Origin of the sequence: Pseudomonas sp. NY15437 (assembly GCF_048068435.1) — a bacterium.
Taxonomy (GTDB): domain Bacteria; phylum Pseudomonadota; class Gammaproteobacteria; order Pseudomonadales; family Pseudomonadaceae; genus Pseudomonas; species Pseudomonas nitroreducens_B.
The window spans coordinates 16,157-36,811 of sequence record NZ_JBLUQC010000023.1 but is presented as its reverse complement, the minus strand read 5'-3'; the positions used below and the strand labels follow the sequence as shown (position 1 = coordinate 36,811).

The window sequence follows — 20,655 nt, the reverse complement described above, 5'->3', positions numbered from 1 at the left end:
ATGACGCCTCCCCAGGCCTCCGGCTGCGCGAAGCGAGGGGGCTAAGATAGCACAGCGCCTGCGCCGGAACAGCGGGCGCGCCTGACCTGGGAGGTGGCGTGAGAATTCTCGATTGGCCTGCGGCGGAGCGCCCACGGGAGAAGCTGCTCGAACGCGGCGCGGCGAGCCTGAGCGACGCCGAATTGCTCGCCATCTTTCTGCGCACCGGCGTCGCCGGTTGCAGCGCCGTCGACCTGGCGCGCCGGCTGCTGGTGGAGTTCGGCAGCCTGCGTGCACTGCTGGAGGCGGACCTGGATGCCTTCTGTCTGCACCACGGCCTGGGCCCGGCGAAGTTCGCCCAACTGCAGGCGGTGCTGGAAATGGGGCGCCGGCACCTGGCCCAGGACATGGACCGCGGCCCGGCGCTGGAAAGCCCGCAGGCGGTGCGCGACTTCCTCAAGGCCCGCCTGCGCCACGAACCCCACGAAGTGTTCGCCTGCCTGTTCATGGACAACCGCCACCGCATGCTGGCGTTCGAGGTGCTGTTCCACGGTTCCATCGACAGTGCCAGCGTCTATCCGCGGCAGATCGTCAAACGCGCCCTGGCGCACAACGCCGCCGCGCTGATCCTGGCGCACAACCATCCCTCGGGCATCTGCGAACCGAGCCACTCCGACCGCCTGCTGACCCGGCGCATCATCGAGGCGCTGGCGCTGATCGACGTGCGCGTGCTGGATCACTTCATCGTTGGCGACGGTGCGCCGCAGTCAATGGCTGAGCTGGGCCTGCTCTGAGACGCGGCGCTGAATGTCCCGCAGCAGGCGCCGGCGGATCAGCCCGCTGACCGGGCGGATCGCCAGCCAGTAGGGCGTGAACAGCAGGCGACTGCGGCGGTCCGGGCAGTGCACGCGGGTTTCCGTGCGGACGAGGGTGAAGCCCTCCTGCTCAGCCTGCTCGCAGGAGAAGTGCAGCACCAGCCGGGCGGTGCCGGGCTCGGCGAAGCGTCGGAAGGCGTCGCCATCGGCGCACGGGCGCAGGCCGAAGTCGCCGCGCCAGAATCGCCCGATCAGGCCGTAGGCGATCTCCCGATCGCCCTGGCGACCCAGCAAGGTGAATTCATGCAGGCCGAAGCGCGGCCGCTCCGCCAGGGCATTGCGCAGGCCCAGGCGCAACGCCAGCCGCGCCGGTGCCTCGCGGATCTGCAGCAGGCGTTGCACCAGCGGATCGTGCTCGGCGGTCAGTCGGGTGACCGCATCCAGCACCTGGCCGGGCGTCGCCCGCATGGTCAGCGTGTGCCGCTCGGCGAACTGGAAGGCCGGCAGCAGGTGGTCGAGCAGCCCCTCGTTCAGAGTTCTACCTTCGAGTAGTCCTGGCGGCCGAAGGGGCTCACCGCATAGCCCTTGATGTTCTTCTGGGTCAGCGCCGAGGCGGTCGGGTGGGCCAGCGGCAGCCACAGCGCCTGGTCATGGATGATCTGCTGGGCCTGGTGGTACAGCTCGCTGCGCTTGGCCTGGTCGGCCACGGCCTTGCCCTGGCTGATCAGGCCGTCGAGCTTCTCGTCGCAGTAGCGCGCGAAGTTCAGCCCGGACTTGACGCTGGCGCAGGCGAATTGGGGGGTGAGGAAGTTGTCCGGGTCGCCGTTGTCGCCGGCCCAGCCCATGAACAGCAGGTCATGCTCGCCGGCCTTGGCGCGGCGGATCAGCTCGCCCCATTCGATCACGCGGATCTCGGCCTGGATGCCGACCTGCGCCAGGTCCGCCTGCAGCAGTTGGGCGCCGACGCTGGGGTTGGGGTTGAGCAGGCTGCCGGTCGGGCGGGTCCAGATGGTGGTCTTGAAACCGTCCTTGTGCCCGGCTTCGGCCAGCAGCGCGCGGGCCTTGTCCAGGTCACGCGGGTAGCCGAGGATGTCCTTGGCATAGCTCCAGGTGTTGGGCGGGTAGACGCCGTCGGCGGCGGTGGCGCTGCCGGCGAACACGCTCTTGAGGTAGCTGCCCTTGTCGAAGGCGAGGTTGATCGCCTGGCGCACCTTGGGGTTGTCCAGCGGCGGGTGCTGGCTGTTGATGCCGACGAAGGCGGTCATGAAGGCGGGCGTCTGCTCGACCTTGAGGCTGGCGTCCTGGGTGGCGGCTTCCACGTCCAGCGGCTTGGGCGACAGGGCGATCTGGCACTCGCCGCGCTTGAGCTTCTGCAGGCGCACGGCGGCGTCGGGGGTGATGGCGAAGACCAGGTTATCCACCGCCGGCTTGCCGCCGAAGTACGCGGCGTTGGCGGCGTAGCGCACCACGGCGTCCTTCTGGAAGCGCTTGAAGACGAAGGGCCCGGTGCCGATCGGCTGGGCGTTGAGCTTCTCCGGGGTGCCGGCCTTCATCAACTGGTCGGCGTACTCGGCGGAATAGATGGAGGCGAAGCCCATGCTGAGCATCGCCAGGAAGGTCGCGTCCGGGTGGTTGAGGCTGAAGCGCACGTGGTGCTCATCCACCTTCTCCACCGCCTTGACCAGGCTGGGCAGTTGCATCGACTGGGCATGGGGGAAGCCGCTCTGGGCGACCTTGTGCCAGGGCTGCGCCGGGTCGAGCATGCGCTGGAAGCTGAACACCACGTCGTCGGCGGTCAGCTTCCGGCTCGGCTTGAAGTAGTCGGTGTGGTGGAAGGCCACGCCGTCGCGCAGCTGGAAGTCGTAGGTCAGGCCGTCATCGGACACCTTCCAGCTCTCGGCCAGGCTTGGCACCACTTCGCCACGGGCGGCGTCGAAGTCCACCAGGCGGTTCATCAGCACGTCGGCCGAGGCATTGGTGGTGGTCAGCGAGTTGTACTGGACCACGTCGAAGCCTTCGGGGCTGGCTTCGGTGCACACGCTCAGCGAGGCGGCGCTGGCCAGGGCGGGGGAAAGCAGGAGGGCGAGAAGGGCAAGACGCATGACGAACTCCGTGTGAGCTGGCAAGATGCCCATCCGTGATGGCTGGGCGGGGTCATGCAAGGCTGTTGGCAGCCTCGAAGGAGCTACCCTAGACCAAGCCGCCGCCCGTCACAACGATGACAGGCGACGAACGGCACCGGTGCCGCGCCCCACGGGGGCTGGCGTCTGGTTTTCCGAGTCATGCTTTCCCTTGCAGCGCAAAGTGACTTTCTGATATAAAGCTGCGCTCTTTTCTGGGGCCCTGCTCTGATCCTGCGAGTCGATCGCGGCGAAGCGGCAGTTAAGACCCCGGTGAAACTGAGAATCCAATTGAGTTAAGCAGCCAACCCATGCCGGGTTTGGCATGTGGTTTACAGAGGGCTGAGCCATGTCGAGAGTTTGCCAAGTGACCGGTAAGGGTCCGGTTACCGGGAACAACATTTCCCACGCACACAACAAAACCCGCCGCCGTTTCCTGCCGAACCTGCAGCACCACCGTTTCTGGGTTGAGTCCGAGAAGCGCTTCGTGCGTCTGCGCGTTTCCGCCAAAGGCATGCGTATCATCGACAAGCGTGGCATCGAGGCCGTTCTGAACGACCTGCGCGCCCGCGGCGAAAAATTCTAAGGAGCTGCAGTCATGCGCGAACTGATCCGTTTGGTGTCCAGCGCCGGTACCGGCCACTTCTACACCACCGACAAGAACAAGCGTACCAAGCCTGAGAAAATCGAGATCAAGAAATACGATCCGGTTGTTCGCAAGCACGTGATCTACAAGGAAGCCAAGATCAAGTAATTGATCGACGCCCTTGTGAAGAAACCCGCCCCTCGTGGCGGGTTTTTTCTTGCCCTGGAGAAAGTCCGGGCGAAAAAAAGCCCGCCAATCGGCGGGCTTTTTCGTGGTCGGGCGATCAGGCCTTCTGCTCGAAGATCACGTAGACCTTGCGGCAGGGCTCCAGCACTTCCCAGGTGCCGCTGAAGCCGGCGGGGATGACGAAGCGGTCGCCCACCCGCACGGTCTTGGCGCCGCCGTTGGCGTCGCGGATCACCGATACGCCCTGGAGGATCTCGCAGTACTCGTGCTCGGTGTAGCTGACGTTCCACTGGCCCGGCTCGCCTTCCCAGATGCCCACGTTGAACTGGCCGCACTCACTGGCGTAGTGGTTGCGCACGTTCTGCGCCGGGTCGCCCTTGATGATGCGGTCCGGGGCGGGGCGGTAGTGTTCGGGGGCGGTGGTGGCCTGGGCGAAATCGACGATCTGCTCGACGTTCATGGCGGTCTCGGTTCTTTGAGTTGTTGGCGAGAGTGCGTGCGGGCACGCGCAGCGCTGTTGGATATTTACTCCGACGCGGCTGTCGGAAAACCATCAGCCGACGAATCAGGGCAGTCTATGTTTAATAAAACGAACGTGACAAGGCCATTTGGCCCTATAGTGTAAAAAATATTGAAAATTGACTGCCGCAGGTTTAGGGTGGCGAACAGCATGCGTTTGCTCCGCCTTGCGGAATTTTTGACAGTGCGCCCGCTGGGCGCCTGCACCTGATAAGTACATTAATAAGAGGACACGTTGTCATGGGTACCCACACTCGCGCCGATTGGGAAGCTCGCGCCAAAGACCTGAAGATCGAAGGCCGCGCCTTCGTCAACGGTGAATACGTCGACGCCGCATCCGGCGCCACCTTCGATTGCATCAGCCCTGTGGATGGCCGCTTCCTGGCCAAGGTCGCCAGTTGCGACCTGGCCGATGCCGAGAGTGCCGTGCAGGTCGCCCGTGCCGCGTTCGAATCCGGCGTGTGGTCGCGCCTGGCCCCGGCCAAGCGCAAGAAGGTCATGATCCGCTTCTCCGAGCTGCTGCTGGAGAACGCCGAGGAACTGGCCCTGCTGGAAACCCTCGACATGGGCAAGCCGATCAGCGACTCGCTGAGCATCGACGTCAACAGCGCCGCCAACAGCCTGCGCTGGAGCGGTGAAGCGATCGACAAGATCTACGACGAAGTCGCCGCTACCGCGCACAACGAACTGGGCCTGGTCACCCGCGAGCCGGTCGGCGTCGTCGCTGCCATCGTGCCGTGGAACTTCCCCCTGCTGATGACCTGCTGGAAGCTCGGCCCGGCGCTGTCCACCGGTAACTCGGTGATCCTCAAGCCCTCCGAGAAGTCCCCGCTGACCGGCATCCGCATCGCCCAGCTGGCCATCGAGGCCGGTATTCCGAAAGGCGTGTTCAACGTCCTGCCGGGCTTTGGTCACACCGTGGGCAAGGCCCTGGCCCTGCACATGGACGTCGACACCCTGGTGTTCACCGGTTCGACCAAGATCGCCAAGCAGCTGATGGTGTACGCGGGCGAATCGAACATGAAGCGCGTCTGGCTGGAAGCCGGTGGCAAGAGCCCGAACATCGTCTTCGCCGACGCCCCGGACCTGAAAGCCGCCGCCGAAGCCGCTGCCAGCGCCATCGCCTTCAACCAGGGCGAAGTCTGCACCGCCGGCTCGCGCCTGCTGGTGGAGAAGTCGATCAAGGCCGAGTTCGTGCCGATGGTCGTCGAAGCCATCAAGGCCTGGAAGCCGGGCAACCCGCTGGACCCGGAAACCAACGTCGGTGCGCTGGTCGACACCACCCAGATGAACAACGTGCTGAGCTACATCCAGGCCGGCCACGACGACGGCGCCAAGCTGGTGGCCGGCGGCAAGCGCACCCTGGAAGAAACCGGCGGCACCTACGTCGAGCCGACCATCTTCGACGGCGTGACCAACGCCATGCGCATCGCCCGTGAAGAGATCTTCGGCCCGGTGCTGTCGGTCATCGAGTTCACCGATGCCGAGGAAGCCGTGCGCATCGCCAACGACACCCCGTACGGCCTGGCCGCCGCGGTGTGGACCAGCGACCTGTCCAAGGCCCACCTGACCGCCAAGGCGCTGCGCGCCGGCAGCGTGTGGGTGAACCAGTACGACGGCGGTGACATGACCGCTCCGTTCGGTGGCTTCAAGCAGTCCGGCAACGGCCGCGACAAGTCGCTGCACGCGTTCGACAAGTACACCGAGCTGAAGGCTACCTGGATCAAGTTGTAATCCAGAGCTGAAGCAGGTCGGCCCCGCCTCAGGGGCCGGCTCTGAAGAAGAGCCACACCCGCGGCCGGGTTTCCCTCAGGGAAGCCCGGCCGCTGTGCATTGCGCATCGGGCACCCTCGCGCCTGGCGTGCGCTCCGGATGGAACGGGAGAAAGACAATGCGTTGGGGACCGTATTTTGCTGTGTGTGCTGCCGTCATCAGCATCGGCCTGGCCCTGGGCCTGACCATGCCGCTGGTGTCGCTGCGTCTGGAAGGCTGGGGCTATGGCAGCTTCGCCATCGGCGTCATGGCGTCCACCCCCGCGGTGGGCGTTCTGCTGGGGGCGATGATTTCCGGGCGCCTCGCCGCACGCTTCGGCACACCCCGGCTGATGCGCCTGTGCCTGATCTCCGGGGCCTTCTCGGTCGGCCTGCTGGCGCTGCTGCAGAGCTACCCGATCTGGCTGGTCCTGCGCCTGCTGATCGGCGTGCAGCTCACCGTGGTGTTCATTCTCGGGGAAAGCTGGATCAACCAGCTCGCCATCGAAAAGTGGCGCGGCCGCCTGGTCGCGCTGTATGGCACCGGTTACGCGCTGAGCCAATTGTCCGGCCCGGTGCTGCTGACCTTCATCGGCACCGCCGACAACCGTGGCTTCTGGTTCAGCGTCTGCCTGCTGGTGGGCGGCTCGCTGTTGCTGCTGGGCCGTACCGGCGCACCCAAAGTCGACCCGCACAGTGCCAACGGCCGCGGCCTGTTCGCCTTCTGCGCCCAGCTGCCGGCGATCGCCTGGGCTGTGGTGCTGTTCGCCGGCTTCGAGGCGATGATCCTGACCCTGCTGCCGGTGTATGGCGTGCAGCAGGGCTTCACCCAGGCCGTGGCGCTGGCGATGGTCAGCACCGTGGTGGTGGGCGACGCGCTGCTGCAACTGCCCATCGGCTGGCTGGCCGACCGCATCTCCCGGCAGACGCTGTTCAAGGGCTGCGGCATCGTGCTGTTCGCCAGCAGCCTCGCCATGCCGCTGTTGCTGCAGCACATCGCCATCTGGCCGGTGCTGGTGCTGTTCGGCGCCAGCGCGGGCGGGCTGTTCACCCTGTCGCTGATCCTCATCGGCGAGCGCTACCGCGATGATGCGCTGGTCCGCGCCAATGCGCACATCGCCCAGCTCTGGGGCATCGGTTGCCTGATCGGGCCGTTGACCACCGGCGCGGTCAGCCAATGGATCAGCGGCCACGCGCTGCCCCTGGTGATGGCGCTGGGCGCGGCGGGGTTCGTGGTGCTGGTGTCCTACCGCGGCCTGCCGCCGGTGACGCAGGTGGCTGACGGCGGGCTGCAGCAGGATCGCTCCTAGAGCATTTTCTCCAGCCCGATGGCGCCGGCGATCCAGGCGTTGAGCCGGCGCCAGACGTTGCCCGGCTCACGGTCAAGCTCCATCAGGTGGCCGTTGCGTTCCTCGATCCAGACCAGCCTGGGCGGGTCGCTGTCGGGCGCGATCTTCACCTGGTAGCTGACGCTGGGCGACATACTGGCCAGCGCCAGGCGGCGCACCTGGTCAGCCAGTTCCGCGCTGTCGACGATGATGCCGACCTCGGTGTTCCACAGCACCGAGCGCGGGTCGAAGTTCAGCGAGCCGACGAACACCTTCTGCTGGTCGAACACCGCCGCCTTGCTGTGCAGGCTGGCGCTGCTCGAGCCGCGCACCATCCACGGCGCGCCGGAGAGGCGCTGGTCCGGGTCGGCGCGCAGCTCGTAGAGTTTCACCCCGTGCTCCAGCAGCTCCAGCCGGTAGGGCGCGTAGCCCGCGTGCACGGCAGGCACGTCGGTGGCTTCCAGCGAGTTGGTCAGCAGGCGCACGCTGACCCCGCGGTCGGCGCGCTGTGTCAGGTACTGGGCGCCGGCGTTGGTCGGCACGAAATAGGCCGAGACCAGGATCAGTTCCTTCGACACGTTGTCGAACAACGGCTGTAGCTGTGTGCTGAGTAGTTGCTCGCCTTTCGGGTCGCCCTGGTCGAGCACCTTCAGCGGCGTGTCCCACACCGCCTTGCCCGGCGCCCACACCAGGTCGTCCAGCCAGTTCTGCAGGTGCGGACGATCGCTGTTGCGGTTCAGCCGGGCGATGTAGCTGGAGCTCTTCACCCGTTCCTTGGCCAGGTAGCGGTCCAGTTTGCGGCGCATGTGGTCGAGTTCGTCGAGGTCCGGGTCGCTCCACAGGTAGTCCTCGATGGGCCGGCTGATGCGGCTGTTCCAGTACTGGTCGAAGCTCTGCCCCAGCGATTGCGCCACGGGACCGACGCCCATCAGGTCGAGGTCGCTGAAATTCATCTCGGCCTTGGCGTCGAAGTACTCGTCGCCCAGGTTGCGGCCGCCGACGATGGCCACGCTGTTGTCCGCCAGCAGCAGCTTGTTGTGCATGCGCCGGTGCTGCTCGGAGAGGTTGAACAGCCGCCCCAGGTTGCGCGTGACGCCGGTGCTGCGGCCCAGGTGCAGGGGGTTGAACAGGCGCACCTGGATGTTCGGGTGGGCGGCCAGGTTGCCCAGCTCGTAGTCCCAGCCGTCACTGCTGGTGTCGTCGATCAGGATGCGCACGCGCACGCCGCGATCCGCCGCGTGCAGCAGCTCGCGGATCAGCGCGCGGGTGGTGAGGCCGTCATGGACGATGTAGTACTGGATGTCGAGGCTGCGCTGGGCCTTGCGGATCAGTTCCGCGCGGGCGAGGAAGGCGTCCACGCTGGCGGCCAGCAGGTGGAAGCCGGACTGGCCGGGATGGGCCGCGGCGCGCTCGCTGATCTCGTTGTCCAGCCGGGTGCCCTGCACCGGCAGCACGTGCGAGGGCTCAGGGGGCGGCGCACTGGCGCAGCCGCCCAGGGCCAGCAGGATCAGCAGGATCAGGCGTGGAAGCAAAGAGGCGTCTCCGACAAGCCCGCCGGTGGCGGGCTGCGGAAGATTCTAGCCGCTGGTGGGCGTTGGCGGTCAGCTGCCAAGGGTTTCCTTGAAGCGGTACCAGGCCATGCCCAGCGCCAGCAGCGGCGAGCGCAGCAGCTTGCCGCCGGGGAAGGTGATGTGCGGCACCTTGGCGAACAGCTCGAAGCCGCTGCCCTGCTGGCCGGTGATGGCCTCGGCGAGCAGCTTGCCGGCCAGGTGGGTGGCGTTCACCCCATGGCCGGCGTAGGCCTGGGCGAAGTACACGTTGGGCTGGTCGGGCAGGCGGCCGATCTGCGGCAGGCGATTGGCGCCGATGCCGATCATGCCCCCCCACTGGTAGTCGATGCGCACGTTCGCCAGGTGCGGGAACACCTTGAGCATCTTCGGCCGCATGTAGGCGGCGATGTCCGCCGGGTCGCGCCCGGAATAGTGGCAGGCGCCGCCGAACAGCAGGCGGTTGTCGGCGGAGAGGCGGTAGTAGTCCAGCGCCACGCGCTGGTCGCACACCGCCATATTCTGCGGCAACAGGGCGTGGGCCTGTTCGGCGGACAGCGGCTCGGTGGCGATCACGTAGCTGCCGGCGGGCAGCACCTTGCCGTCGAGGTAGGGATTGAGGCCGTTCTGGTAGGCGTTGCAGGCGATCACCAGGGTCCTGGCGCGCACGCTGCCGCGGGCGGTGCGTACGCGCACTTCGCTGCCGTAGTCGATGCCGGTGACGGCGGAGTTCTCGAACAGCTTCACGCCCAGGCCTTGCGCCGCGGCGGCTTCGCCCAGGGCGAGGTTGAGCGGGTGCAGGTGGCCTGAGCCCATGTCCACCAGGCCGCCGACGTACTGGTCGGAGCCGACGATGGAGCGCATGTCCTGTTTCGGGACCATGCGCAGTTCGTGGCGGTAGCCGAGGCTCTTCAGCTCGTCGAGATCTTCCTGGAAGCCTTCGACGTCCGAGGGCTTGTTGGCCAGGTCGCAGTAGCCCCAGGTCAGGTCGCAATCGATGGAGTACTGCGCGACGCGGCGGCGGACGATCTCCACGGCCTCCAGCCCCATCAGCTTCAGGGCGCGCACGCCATCGGCGCCGATGACCGGCTCGAACTGCTCCAGGCCATGGCCGACGCCGCGGATCAGTTGCCCGCCGTTGCGCCCGCTGGCGCCCCAGCCGATCTGGTGGGCTTCCAGGAGGATCACCGACAGCCCGCGCTCGGCCAGCTCGATCGCCGTGTTCAGGCCGGAAAAGCCGCCGCCGATGATGCAGACGTCGGCCTTCTCCTCGCCGGCCAGGGACGCTGCGTCGAGCTGGCGATTGACGCTGGCGGCGTAGTAGGACGGGGCGTGGCGGTCGGTGTGCACCGGCTGGTGAACGCGGGCGTTCATGTGCGATATCCTGATTTTTGTGTTGTTAAAATTTTACGCAGGATAAACGCCGACTTCCCGCCCAGCCAATAGGCGTGGCCGCAAAAAACACGGGAAGTCGCAAATAAAGCGCAGGCGCATGCTGGAAACGCCGGGGAACCGGCGCGCCGGATCAGTCCGGGATGGGCAGCGTGAGGCTTTCCTTCACCTCTTCCATCACGATGTAGCTCTTGGATTCCCGCACGTGGGGCAGCTTGAGCAGGATGTCGCCCAGCAGCTTGCGGTAGGAGGCCATTTCCGAGATGCGCGCCTTCACCAGGTAGTCGAAATGGCCCGACACCAGGTGGCACTCCAGCACGTGGGGCAGCTTGAGCACCGAGCGGCGGAAGTCCTCGAAGGTGTCGCCGGACTTGTAGTCCAGGCTGATCTCGACGAACACCAGCAGGCTGGCCTTGAGGTACTGCGGGTTCAGCCGGGCGTTGTAGCCCATGATGATCCCCTCGCGCTCCAGCCGGCGCACGCGCTCGGTGCACGGCGTGGTGGACAGGCCGACGCGCTCGCCCAGTTCGGTGAAGGAGATGCGACCTTCCTCCTGCAGGATGCGCAGGATGTTGCGGTCGATCTTGTCCAGTTCGCGGCGGCTTTGATGCTGGGTTCTCATGGGATGGACTCTGAAGTCGAGCAAAGAGCTTTGGGGGAATGTCGGCAATATAGTCGGTTGTGCAGGGAATATCACTGGCAACCCTTGAACTTCCCGCGCCGGACGGCCAGCCTGTAGGCCAACGTAACGCCGTTTTCGGCCGATGCCGGTCGTTCTTCGCAGAGGCTTTCGCATGTCGCTTCCCCGCCTGCGCACCGTTCTCCTGCTGCTGTTGCTGCTTCTGGCACTGGCGGTCGGCGCGGTGTGGCTGGCGGTTCCGCGCCTGCTGGCCAACGCCGGGGTGAGCATCGAGCACTGGCAGGGCCTGGGCATTTCCCGCCAGGGCCTGGCGCTGCAGCGCCTGGCCCTGCAACGGCAGACGCCGGACGGCGCGCGCCTGGCGATACAGCTGCAGGACCTGCGCGTCGGCTGGCCCGAGCATGAAGACGGACGCTGGCGCCTGAAGGAACTGGCGGCCGGCATGATCGACGTGCGCCAGTGGCCGGGGCAGGGCGCGCCGGAGGATGACGCCGCGCTACCGGATATCGCCCAGCTCAACCGCTGGCTGGCGCTGCTGCCCGGCCGGCTGGCGCTGGAGCATCTTGCCGTGGAGCTGCCCTGCGCCCGCGAGCAGCGCTGCAGCCTCAACGGCAGCGCTCACTGGCAGCAGATCCAGGGCGGCGCCGCCGCGCTGGGCGGTGAGCTGCGCCAGGGCGGGCAGCAATTGGCGTTCAACGGCCTGCTGCAACCGGGCGACGGCCAGTGGCGCCTGCAACTGGACAGCTACCTGGACAACGAACAACTGCTGTCCCTCGACTCCAGCTGGACGCCCGCCAGCCGCCAGCTCAGCGGCAGTCTCTACAGCCCCGCGGTGCCGCCGGTGCAGGCGGTGCGCAACTGGCTCGGCGCATGGCTGCCGACGCCGAACCTGCCGTTGCCGATCCCCGAGGCCGGGCGCCTGCGCCTGAGCTGGGACACCCACCTGGCCGGCGACGCCGCCTGGCCGGACTGGCCGGGCCTGCGCGACGGCCAGGGCAGCATCGATCTCGCCCTGCAACTGCCACAGCCCTGGCCCTTGCCGGGCGTGGGCAATCTGCAGGGCGACTTGCGGCTGATCGCCGGCGCGACCGCCAACGGCTGGCGCCCGACGGTGGTGAGCGGGGATTTGCGCCTGTCCGATCTCTACGGCGACTGGCTGCAGGCGCTGCCGGTCGGCCTGCGCCCGGCGCGCCTGACCCTGCGCCTGGAGCCCGGCGTGGACGACGAGGCCGGCAGCGTGCGCGCCGACCTTCGCGCCGAGGGCGCCGCCGATCTGCGCCTGCGCTCCCGCGTGGCGCTGCTGGAGGTGACCCCGCTGGCGCTGCAACTGAGAGATTCGCGCCTGGAAGGGAAGGTCCCGCGCCTGGAGCTGGCCGGCCTGCGCGGCGACAACAGCCGCGTCGAGCTGGGCTTCGACGGCCGGATCGATCAGCAGTCGGCGAGTTTCAACGTAGCCGATGGCGCCCACGTTCAAGTCGGCACGCTGGCCGGTCCGCCATCGCTCAAGGCCAGCAAGCTGGCCGCCTCGCTGGGCAAAGGCACGCTGAATCTCGGGTATGCCAGTGAAACGCCGGCCACCCTGCAACTGGATGCCCCGTTGAAACTGGCCGTGGGCGAGTTGCGCCAGCCCCACGTCAAGCCGCTGTCCTGGAATGCCGTGGGTACGCTCGTGGCCAGCCTCGACGCCCAGCAGTTCAAGGGGCGCCTGCTGAACAGCGGCGGCCTGAATGCCGAGGTCGATCTCAGCCACTCGGCAAAGCAGGGGATTGCCCTGAGTGCGCGCCATCCCGAGTTCTTCCTGCGCACCGGCAACCCGCTGGAAAAGTCCCTCGGCGACTGGCCCGGCCTGCTCAGCCTGAACAATGGCAAGGCCAGCGTCGACCTGAACTGGCGCCTGCCGCCGGGCAACGCGCCGCAGAGCCTCGAGCTGAACCTGCGCGGCAGTGGGCTGGAAGGCGTCTACGACCGCAGCGAAATCCACGGCCTCGACCTCCAGGCGAGCGTCGCCCTGAAGGGCGCGCAGATGCAGGTGCAACTGCCACAGGTGAAGGTCGCCTCGCTCAACCCCGGCGTGACCCTGGGGCCGTTGACTGTGCAGGGCAGCTACACGGCATCGCTGGCGGCGCCGCTGGCCGGGCGGGTCGACTGGCGACAGGCCGAGCTGGGCCTGTTCAACGGCCGCGCCTGGCTGCCGGCGGGTGCTGTGGATCTTTCCACGCGTGGCCAGGGGCTGACCCTGCGGCTGGAAGGGCTGGCGCTGGAGGCGATTCTTGCGGCCTACCCGGCTGAAGGGCTGTCCGGCACCGGCATCCTCGACGGCAACCTGCCGCTGGCGTTGAACCAGGGCAAGCTGGTGATCCACGGCGGCGAGGTCGCCGCGCGGGAGCCGGGCGTGCTGCAGTTCCGCTCGGCGAAGATCCAGTCACTGGGCCAGAGCAACCCGGCCATGCAACTGGTGGCCACCGCCATCGACGATTTCCGCTACGACAAGCTGAGCAGCCGCGTGGATTATGATGAATCCGGCACGCTGCTCCTCGCCCTGAGCCTGAGCGGGCGCAACCCCGCGCTGGAGCAGGGTCGGCCGATCAACCTCAACGTCAACCTGGAGGAGAACGTGCCCAAGCTGCTCACCAGCCTGCAACTGAGCGACCGGGTCAGCGACACCATCCGCAAGCGCGTGCAGGACCGCCTGCGCAACGACCCGGCCGCCGCGCCATGACCGCAAGGAGACCCTGACATGCGCCTTCGCGCCCTATTTGCCCTACTGCTCCTGGCCGGCTTCGTCCAGGGCTGCACGCCCACCGTGCAGCTGGCGGCGCCCAAGGAGCCGATCAACATCAACCTCAACGTGAAGATCGAGCACGAGATCTACATCAAGGTCGACAAGGCGCTCGACGGCATCATCAACGAGAACAGCGGCCTGTTCTAAACAAGGAGCCTTTGCATGAGATTGCACCGCAAACTGGGCGTCGCACTGGTCGCCCTCTGCCTGAGCCTGCCGGTCATGGCCATGAGCCTGGAACAGGCGATGTCCGCCCTGGGTGGCGCCAAGTCCCAGGGCCTGGTCGGCGAGCAGGCCGACGGCTACCTGGGCGTCGTGAAGAATGGCGGCGAGGCCGCCGACATCGCCGCGCAGATCAACGCCGCACGCCGTGCCGAGTACCAGAAGGTCGCCAGCCAGAGCGGCGCCACCCTCAAGGACGTGGAAGCCCTGGCCGGCAAGAAGGCCATCGACCGTACGCCGTCGGGGCAGTACGTGCAGGTCAACGGCCAGTGGGTGCGCAAGTAGGCACGCCAAGGGGAATTCCCTGCTCGCCGCCGCCTCCGGTGGCGAGCCCGCGGCACGGCGCCGCAAGCAGGTAATTCCCGTTGCGGATCGGTTGGACGCGAGAAGTTCTGGCCGATCCACCTCTGTTCGCTATTTCCTCTGGATCTGGTGAAAATTTCGCCAGATCCTCGACCACTCGGTCTCCGGCGAAAATGCTGTAATCCTGGTGGATGTCCCTCCGTGAAAGCGACTTTTGCCAGGATTTTTCCTCAAATAGCGCATCGCAATCAGTGAATATCGCTGAGCCTGACTTCCTATACTGCGCGCATCTACGTTCAGAATAAGAAACGTCCGCGCCCCTGGCGCGACGTAGGAGGCAAAGATGCGCGTTCTGGTGCTTGGCAGCGGTGTGATCGGTACCGCCAGTGCTTACTATCTCGCCCGTGCCGGCTTCGAAGTGGTCGTGGTCGACCGCCAGCCCGGCCCGGCCCTGGAAACCAGCTTCGCCAACGCCGGCCAGGTGTCGCCTGGCTACGCCTCGCCCTGGGCTGCCCCGGGCATCCCGCTCAAGGCCATGAAATGGCTGCTGCAGACCCACGCCCCGCTGGCCATCAAGCTGACCGGCGACCCGAGCCAGTACAGCTGGATGTGGCAGATGCTGCGCAACTGCAACGCCAAGAGCTACGCGGTGAACAAGGAACGCATGGTGCGCCTGTCCGAGTACAGCCGCGACTGCCTCGACGAACTGCGCGCCGAGACCGGCATCAGCTACGAAGGCCGTTCCCTGGGCACCACCCAGCTGTTCCGCACCCAGGCCCAGCTGGACTCCGCCGCCAAGGACATTGCCGTGCTGGAAAGCACCGGCGTGCCCTATGAAGTCCTCGACCGCGCCGGCATCGCCCGTGTCGAACCGGCCCTGGCCAAGGTGGCCGACAAGCTGGTCGGCGCGCTGCGCCTGCCCAACGACCAGACCGGCGACTGCCAGATGTTCACCACCAAGCTGGCCGAGATGGCCAAGGCCCTGGGCGTGGAATTCCGCTTCGGCCAGGACATCCAGCGCCTGGACTTCGCCGGCGACCGCATCAATGGCGTGTGGGTCGATGGCCAACTGGTCACCGCCGACCGCTACGTGCTCGCGCTGGGCAGCTACTCGCCGCAGATGCTCAAGCCGCTGGGCATTGACGCCCCGGTCTACCCGCTCAAGGGTTACTCGCTGACCGTGCCGATCACCAACCCGGACATGGCGCCGACCTCGACCATCCTCGACGAGACCTACAAGGTCGCGATCACCCGCTTCGACCAGCGCATCCGCGTCGGCGGCATGGCGGAGATCGCCGGCTTCGACCTGTCGCTGAACCCGCGTCGCCGCGCCACCCTGGAAATGATCACCACCGACCTGTACCCCGAAGGCGGCGACGTCAGCCAGGCCGAGTTCTGGACCGGTCTGCGCCCGGCGACCCCGGACGGCACCCCGATCGTCGGCGCCACCCGCTACCGCAATCTGTTCCTCAACACCGGCCACGGCACCCTGGGCTGGACCATGGCGTGCGGCTCGGGCCGCTACCTCGCCGACCTGATGGCCAAGAAGCGCCCGCAGATCAGCACCGAGGGCCTGGACATCTCCCGCTACGGCGCTGCCTCGGAGGCCCATGATGGCCATCCTGCGCCTGCACACTAACCAGCGCATGAGCCAGGCGGTCGTCCACAACGGCACGGTGTACCTTGCCGGCCAGGTGGCGGACGACCTCAGCGCCGGTGTCGAACAGCAGACCCGCGACGTCCTCGCCCGCATCGAGCGCCTGCTCGAAGAGGCCGGTACCGACTCGTCGCGGATCCTCTCGGCAACCATTTACCTCAAGGACGTCGCCGCCGACTTCGCCGGCATGAACGGCGTCTGGGACCAGTGGGTCCCGCAGGGTTGCGCCCCGGCGCGCGCCACCGTCCAGGCGGCGCTGTGCTACCCGGAGATCCTTGTCGAGATCTCCGTCGTCGCCGCACTGCCCTGATCGTTTTGCGTGGCCCGGCCGGAGCGCCGGGTTTTTTTCGTCCGTCGTTTTGTTCCACCCACCATAAGAGAGCTTCGCCATGCGTCCCGCCCGTGCCCTGATCGACCTCGCTGCCCTGCGCCACAACTACCGCCTGGCCCGTGAAGTCTCCGGCGCCCGAGCGTTGGCGGTGGTCAAGGCCGACGCCTACGGCCATGGCGCTGTCGTTTGCGCCAAGGCATTGGAAGGCGAGGCCGACGGTTTCGCCGTGGCCTGCATCGAGGAAGCACTGGAACTGCGCGAAGCCGGCATCCGCGTGCCGATCCTGCTGCTCGAAGGCTTTTTCGAGGCCAGCGAACTGGAACTGATCGACGCCCATGACTTCTGGTGCGTGGTGCATTCGGCCTGGCAACTGGAAGCCATCGAACGTGCGCGCCCGAGCAAGCCGCTGACGGTCTGGCTGAAGATGGACTCGGGCATGCACCGCGTCGGCTTCTTCCCGCAGGACTATGCCGCCGCGCTGGCGCGCCTGAAAGCGCTGCCCCAGGTGGCCAAGGTCGTGCTGATGAGCCACTTCTCCCGCGCCGACGAACTGGACTGCCCGCGCACCGGCGAGCAGGTCGCCGCCTTCCAGGCCGTGCACGAAGCCGCAGGCCAGGGCCACGAGATCAGCCTGCGTAACTCCCCCGGCATCCTCGGCTGGTCGGACGTGCCCAGCGACTGGGTGCGCCCCGGCATCATGCTCTACGGCGCCACTCCCTTCGAACAGGCGCATCCGATGGCCGACCAGTTGCGCCCGGTGATGACCCTGGAATCCCAGGTCATCAGCCTCCGCGAACTGCCGGCCGGCGAGCCGGTGGGCTATGGAGCGCGCTTCATCGCCGACCGCCCGGTGCGCGTGGGCGTGGTCGCCATGGGTTACGCCGACGGCTATCCGCGCCACGCGCCGGATGGCGCGCCGGTGTTCATCGACGGCAAGCCCAGCCGCATCATCGGCCGCGTTTCCATGGACATGCTCACCGTGGACCTGACCGACCTGCCCCAGGCCGGCCTGGGCAGCCGCGTCGAACTCTGGGGCCCGAACGTCACCGCCAGCCAGCTGGCCGCCCTGTGCGGCAGCATCCCCTACCAGCTGTTCTGCAACCTCAAGCGCGTTCCGCGGGTCTACCTGGGCGAGTGACGGATACCGCCCGTAAAGTTTGCGCAGGATCGTCGGGCGATCTGTTGTAAATACTGAACGGTGTTGCCATGATACGTGGCACTTGGAACCCGCTCGGCTCAAGCCGTTGCGGGTTCTGCCTTTCAGAGCCTGCCTGATCACAAGAATAAGGAGGACCCCACCCTTGGACGTCGGTGCTCGTCTGCAAGCCATCCGTAAGCTCAAAGGTTTGTCCCAGCGCGAACTCGCCAAACGGGCGGGCGTAACCAACAGCACGATCTCGATGATCGAGAAGAACAGCGTCAGCCCCTCCATCAGCTCGCTGAAGAAAGTGCTGGGTGGTATTCCGATGTCCCTGGTCGAGTTCTTTTCCCTCGATCTGGAGCAGAGCAGCAACACTCCGGTGGTCTACAAGGCAGACGAACTCAGCGACATGTCCAGTGGCTCGATCATCATGAAGCTGATCGGCAAGGACTATCCCAGCCGCGCCATCACCCTGCTCGACGAGACCTACCCGCCGGGTTCCGACACCGGTGACGACATGTACGCCCACGAAGGCGAAGAGACCGGCGTGCTGGTCGAAGGCCGCCTGGAACTGACCGTTGGCGACGAGACCTTCGTCCTCGAGTGCGGCGACAGCTACTATTTCGACAGCACCAAGCCGCACCGCTTCCGCAACCCGTTCGAAGCCCCGGCGCGGCTGATCAGCGCGACTACTCCGGCAAATTTTTGAACAGCCGGTAGGACCGGCCAGACCAGCTGCGACCTAATGCCGCAAAGGCCTGCAAGGCAGTGCAATTGTTTCGAGCTTCCCGGCTTTGCCGTTATACTTGCGCCCGCTCGCGCGGCCCGAGACTGTGACTGCACCGCGACCGGGCGTGATAAGCCACGATGAGGGTGAAAGGGTGAACCTGATTAGAAAAATCCTGGCAGCCCAAGCTGCCGTACTGGCCCTGTGGGCAGTGAGCGTTCAGGCCGCGACCAACGATGACGCCATTGCCAAGCGTCTCGAACCTGTCGGCAAAGTCTGCGTCCAGGGCAAGGAATGCGAAGGCGTTGGCGCCGTCGCTTCTGCCGGTGGCGGCGGTGCCCCGCGTTCGGGCGAAGAGATTGTCGGCAAGGTCTGCACCAACTGCCACGGCAGCGGCCTGCTGGGCGCGCCGAAAGTCGGCGACAAGGCTGACTGGGGCAAGCGTGCGAAAGAACAAGGCGGCCTCGACGGCCTGCTGGCCAAGGCCATCTCGGGTATCAACGCCATGCCGCCCAAGGGCACCTGCGCTGATTGCTCCGATGACGAGCTGAAAGCTGCGATTCACCACATGTCCGGCCTGTAAGCCGCCGACCTGTGCGAAGGAGCCGCCCACGGGCGGCTTTTTCATGCCCGCGATATGTCACCGGATGAGTCACGGGAGCAACTTTTGCTTCCTGCCGGTCCAAACTCCTGTCGTTGAAACGAACCAGGAGCGAAACCGGTGCAATCCTGCTCGATCGAAACCGCCGTCGAACACCTGCTGCAACGCCTGGACGGACACATCCGCCTCGGCCTGCCGCTGGGCCTGGGCAAGCCCAACCAACTGGCCAACGCGCTGTACCGGCACATCCGCGAGAACCCGCGCCGGCAGCTGACGCTCTACACCGCGCTGTCCCTCGGGCGTCCGCAGGCCGGTGGGGAGCTGCAGCGGCGTTTTCTCGAGCCCTTCGTCGAGCGCATCTACGGCGACTATCCCGAGCTGGATTACCTGCATGACCTGCGCAGCGGCAGCCTGCCGGCGAACATCCGCGTCGAGGAGTTCTACCTGCAACCCGGCAGCCTCCTGGACAGCGCCCCGGCGCAGCAGAACTACATCAGTTGCAACTACAGCCACGTGGCGCGCGACATCAACGCCAAGGGTGTCAACGCCGTCGCCCAGCTGGTGGCCCGCGACCCGGCGCGGCCGGGCAAGCTGAGCCTCGCCTGCAACCCGGACATCACCCTGGACTTGCTGCCGATGCTGCAGCGCCGCCGCGCGGCGGGGGAAACCATCGTCACCATCGGCGTAGTCCACGACCAATTGCCCTACATGCCCGGCGACGCCGAGGTGGACGAGGATCTCTTCGACCTGTTGGTGGACGCGCCGGGCGACAGCAGTACGCTGTTCTCCACGCCCAACCTGCCGGTGGGGCTGCAGGATCATTGCATCGGCCTGCACGCCAGCGCCCTGGTGCGCGACGGCGGCACCCTGCAGGTCGGCATCGGCTCCATGGGCGACGCGCTGACCTCCGCGCTGCTCACCCGCCAGCGCAACAACGACGGTTACCGCGCGCTGCTCGATCGCCTCGACTCCACCAGCCGCCACGCCGGGCTGATCGAGCGCGACGGCGGGCTGGCTCCCTTCGGGCAGGGCCTGTACGCCTGCAGCGAGATGTTCGTCCCCGGCCTGCTGGCGCTGGCCGAGGCCGGCGTATTGAGCCGGCGCGTCGCCGCAAGGCCGGGGGCCTCGCCCACCGAGCCAGGCGTATGGCTGCATGGCGGCTTCTTCCTCGGCCCGCAGGCTTTCTACCAGCGCCTGCGCGAGATGCCCCGCGAGGCGCTGGCCGGGATCGGCATGACCGGCATCGGCTTCGTCAACAACCTCTACCGTGACGAGGAGCTCAAGCGCCAGCAGCGGCGCGATGCGCGCTTCATCAACAGCGCCTTCACCGTGACCCTGCTGGGGGCCGGCGTCGCCGACCAGCTCGAAGACGGCCGGGTGCTCAGCGGCGTGGGCGGGCAGTACAACTTCGTCGCCCAGGCCCATGAGCTGGAAGGCGGGCGCTCCATCCTGATGCTGCGCAGCTGGCGCGAATCCGAAGGCGAGCTGAGTTCCAACATCGTCTGGAGCTACGGCCACACCACCATTCCCCGGCACCTGCGCGACATGGTGGTGACCGAGTACGGCATCGCCGACCTGCGCGGCAAGAACGACGCCGAGGTCATCGCCGCGATGCTCGCCATCGCCGACTCGCGCTTCCAGGACGAACTGATCGCCCAGGCCCAGGACGCCGGCAAACTGCCGAAGGAGTTCGAACTGGACGCGTGTTACCGCCACAACACCCCGCAGCGCCTGCGCGAGGCGACCCAGGGGCTGCGCACGCTGCTGCCGGAATTTCCGCTGGGCTGCGACTTCACCGAGCACGAGCGCGACCTGCTGCGGGCGCTGGGCTGGTTGAAGAGCAAGCTGCGGCTGAGCGAAATCCTCGAACTGGGCAAGGCGACCCTGGATGCGCCGGAGCCGGAGGCGTTCCCGCAACACCTGGAGCGCATGGGGCTGGCGAAGCCGGAGGGGCTGCGCGAGGAGTTGTACCAGCGGCTGGTACTGGCCGGCCTGAAAGCCAGCCGACCGAGCCTGTAGAAGCAACTG

At 66.8% G+C, this 20,655-nt stretch carries 20 protein-coding genes; 14 read left to right on the top strand and 6 right to left on the bottom strand.

Going from position 1 to position 20,655, the window contains the following annotated elements; translation table 11 throughout:
• Nucleotides 1-98: 98 nt before the first annotated feature.
• Nucleotides 99-773: a RadC family protein gene (gene radC, locus ACNFIA_RS30520; RefSeq protein ID WP_416790814.1), complete on the top strand. Its 675-nt coding sequence runs from the start codon at nucleotides 99-101 to the stop codon at nucleotides 771-773.
• Here the strand turns inward: radC and ACNFIA_RS30515 are convergent.
• Together ACNFIA_RS30515 and ACNFIA_RS30510 are read right to left on the bottom strand one after the other, a co-directional pair.
• Nucleotides 747-1,262: a hypothetical protein gene (locus ACNFIA_RS30515; protein WP_259758084.1), complete on the bottom strand. Its 516-nt coding sequence runs from the start codon at nucleotides 1,260-1,262 to the stop codon at nucleotides 747-749. The two genes, radC and ACNFIA_RS30515, sit on opposite strands and share 27 nt — an antisense overlap.
• A gap of 62 nt (nucleotides 1,263-1,324) precedes the next feature.
• The gene (locus ACNFIA_RS30510; protein WP_416790813.1) at nucleotides 1,325-2,896 is read right to left on the bottom strand and encodes an ABC transporter substrate-binding protein; all 1,572 of its coding nucleotides are present in this window, start codon (nucleotides 2,894-2,896) and stop codon (nucleotides 1,325-1,327) included.
• 367 nt (nucleotides 2,897-3,263) lie between these two features.
• Between ACNFIA_RS30510 and rpmB the strand changes: the two genes are divergently transcribed.
• Both rpmB and rpmG read left to right on the top strand, forming a co-directional pair.
• Nucleotides 3,264-3,500 (top strand): 50S ribosomal protein L28, encoded by a 237-nt coding sequence (gene rpmB, locus ACNFIA_RS30505; protein WP_009614118.1) that lies wholly within the window; start codon nucleotides 3,264-3,266, stop codon nucleotides 3,498-3,500.
• Nucleotides 3,501-3,512: 12 nt separating this feature from the next.
• The gene (rpmG, locus tag ACNFIA_RS30500; protein ID WP_017520721.1) at nucleotides 3,513-3,668 is read left to right on the top strand and encodes a 50S ribosomal protein L33; all 156 of its coding nucleotides are present in this window, start codon (nucleotides 3,513-3,515) and stop codon (nucleotides 3,666-3,668) included.
• Nucleotides 3,669-3,783: 115 nt separating this feature from the next.
• Here rpmG and ACNFIA_RS30495 read toward each other — a convergent pair whose 3' ends face one another.
• Nucleotides 3,784-4,146, bottom strand: coding sequence for a cupin domain-containing protein (locus ACNFIA_RS30495; protein WP_259758082.1), 363 nt, complete (start codon nucleotides 4,144-4,146; stop codon nucleotides 3,784-3,786).
• Between the two features lie 299 nt (nucleotides 4,147-4,445).
• Here ACNFIA_RS30495 and ACNFIA_RS30490 point away from each other — a divergent pair, with 299 nt between their 5' ends.
• Entirely contained in the window at nucleotides 4,446-5,939 is a 1,494-nt protein-coding gene (locus tag ACNFIA_RS30490; protein ID WP_416790812.1) for an aldehyde dehydrogenase, read from the top strand.
• A 157-nt stretch (nucleotides 5,940-6,096) separates the two neighbouring features.
• Nucleotides 6,097-7,266: an MFS transporter gene (locus ACNFIA_RS30485; RefSeq protein WP_259758080.1), complete on the top strand. Its 1,170-nt coding sequence runs from the start codon at nucleotides 6,097-6,099 to the stop codon at nucleotides 7,264-7,266.
• Here ACNFIA_RS30485 and ACNFIA_RS30480 read toward each other — a convergent pair.
• The 3 genes from ACNFIA_RS30480 to dadR all read right to left on the bottom strand — a co-directional run bounded on the left by ACNFIA_RS30480 (nucleotide 7,263) and on the right by dadR (nucleotide 10,845).
• Nucleotides 7,263-8,816 carry a phospholipase D family protein gene (locus ACNFIA_RS30480; RefSeq protein WP_416790811.1) on the bottom strand — a complete coding sequence of 518 codons (1,554 nt, stop codon included), beginning with the start codon at nucleotides 8,814-8,816 and terminating at the stop codon, nucleotides 7,263-7,265. The two genes, ACNFIA_RS30485 and ACNFIA_RS30480, sit on opposite strands and share 4 nt — an antisense overlap.
• Nucleotides 8,817-8,885: 69 nt before the next feature.
• Nucleotides 8,886-10,205, bottom strand: a complete 1,320-nt coding sequence (locus ACNFIA_RS30475; RefSeq protein ID WP_416790810.1) for an NAD(P)/FAD-dependent oxidoreductase — start codon at nucleotides 10,203-10,205, stop codon at nucleotides 8,886-8,888.
• Nucleotides 10,206-10,356: 151 nt separating this feature from the next.
• Nucleotides 10,357-10,845, bottom strand: coding sequence for a transcriptional regulator DadR (gene dadR / locus ACNFIA_RS30470; protein ID WP_015479539.1), 489 nt, complete (start codon nucleotides 10,843-10,845; stop codon nucleotides 10,357-10,359).
• Between the two features lie 172 nt (nucleotides 10,846-11,017).
• On the opposite strand from dadR, the gene ACNFIA_RS30465 reads away from it, so the two are divergent.
• The 9 genes from ACNFIA_RS30465 to ACNFIA_RS30425 all read left to right on the top strand — a co-directional run bounded on the left by ACNFIA_RS30465 (nucleotide 11,018) and on the right by ACNFIA_RS30425 (nucleotide 20,646).
• Nucleotides 11,018-13,582 carry an intermembrane phospholipid transport protein YdbH family protein gene (locus ACNFIA_RS30465; protein ID WP_416790809.1) on the top strand — a complete coding sequence of 855 codons (2,565 nt, stop codon included), beginning with the start codon at nucleotides 11,018-11,020 and terminating at the stop codon, nucleotides 13,580-13,582.
• 18 nt (nucleotides 13,583-13,600) lie between these two features.
• On the top strand, nucleotides 13,601-13,792 hold the full coding sequence (locus ACNFIA_RS30460; RefSeq protein WP_416790808.1) for a YnbE family lipoprotein: 192 nt from the start codon (nucleotides 13,601-13,603) through the stop codon (nucleotides 13,790-13,792).
• Between the two features lie 15 nt (nucleotides 13,793-13,807).
• Complete coding sequence (locus tag ACNFIA_RS30455; protein ID WP_259758076.1) at nucleotides 13,808-14,152, top strand: YdbL family protein; 345 nt, start codon at nucleotides 13,808-13,810, stop codon at nucleotides 14,150-14,152.
• Nucleotides 14,153-14,513: 361 nt separating this feature from the next.
• A complete protein-coding gene (gene dadA / locus ACNFIA_RS30450; RefSeq protein ID WP_259758075.1) occupies nucleotides 14,514-15,809 on the top strand; it encodes a D-amino acid dehydrogenase in 1,296 nt (431 codons plus the stop codon).
• Nucleotides 15,784-16,137, top strand: coding sequence for a RidA family protein (locus ACNFIA_RS30445; RefSeq protein WP_416790834.1), 354 nt, complete (start codon nucleotides 15,784-15,786; stop codon nucleotides 16,135-16,137). Before dadA ends, ACNFIA_RS30445 begins: the two co-directional genes overlap by 26 nt.
• A gap of 79 nt (nucleotides 16,138-16,216) precedes the next feature.
• Nucleotides 16,217-17,296, top strand: a complete 1,080-nt coding sequence (gene alr / locus ACNFIA_RS30440) for an alanine racemase (RefSeq protein ID WP_416790807.1) — start codon at nucleotides 16,217-16,219, stop codon at nucleotides 17,294-17,296.
• A 163-nt stretch (nucleotides 17,297-17,459) separates the two neighbouring features.
• Nucleotides 17,460-18,008 (top strand): cupin domain-containing protein, encoded by a 549-nt coding sequence (locus tag ACNFIA_RS30435; RefSeq protein WP_259758071.1) that lies wholly within the window; start codon nucleotides 17,460-17,462, stop codon nucleotides 18,006-18,008.
• Nucleotides 18,009-18,180: 172 nt separating this feature from the next.
• On the top strand, nucleotides 18,181-18,609 hold the full coding sequence (locus ACNFIA_RS30430; protein ID WP_311197214.1) for a c-type cytochrome: 429 nt from the start codon (nucleotides 18,181-18,183) through the stop codon (nucleotides 18,607-18,609).
• A gap of 198 nt (nucleotides 18,610-18,807) precedes the next feature.
• Complete coding sequence (locus tag ACNFIA_RS30425) at nucleotides 18,808-20,646, top strand: acetyl-CoA hydrolase/transferase C-terminal domain-containing protein (RefSeq protein ID WP_416790833.1); 1,839 nt, start codon at nucleotides 18,808-18,810, stop codon at nucleotides 20,644-20,646.
• The last annotated feature ends 9 nt before the right edge of the window (nucleotides 20,647-20,655 follow it).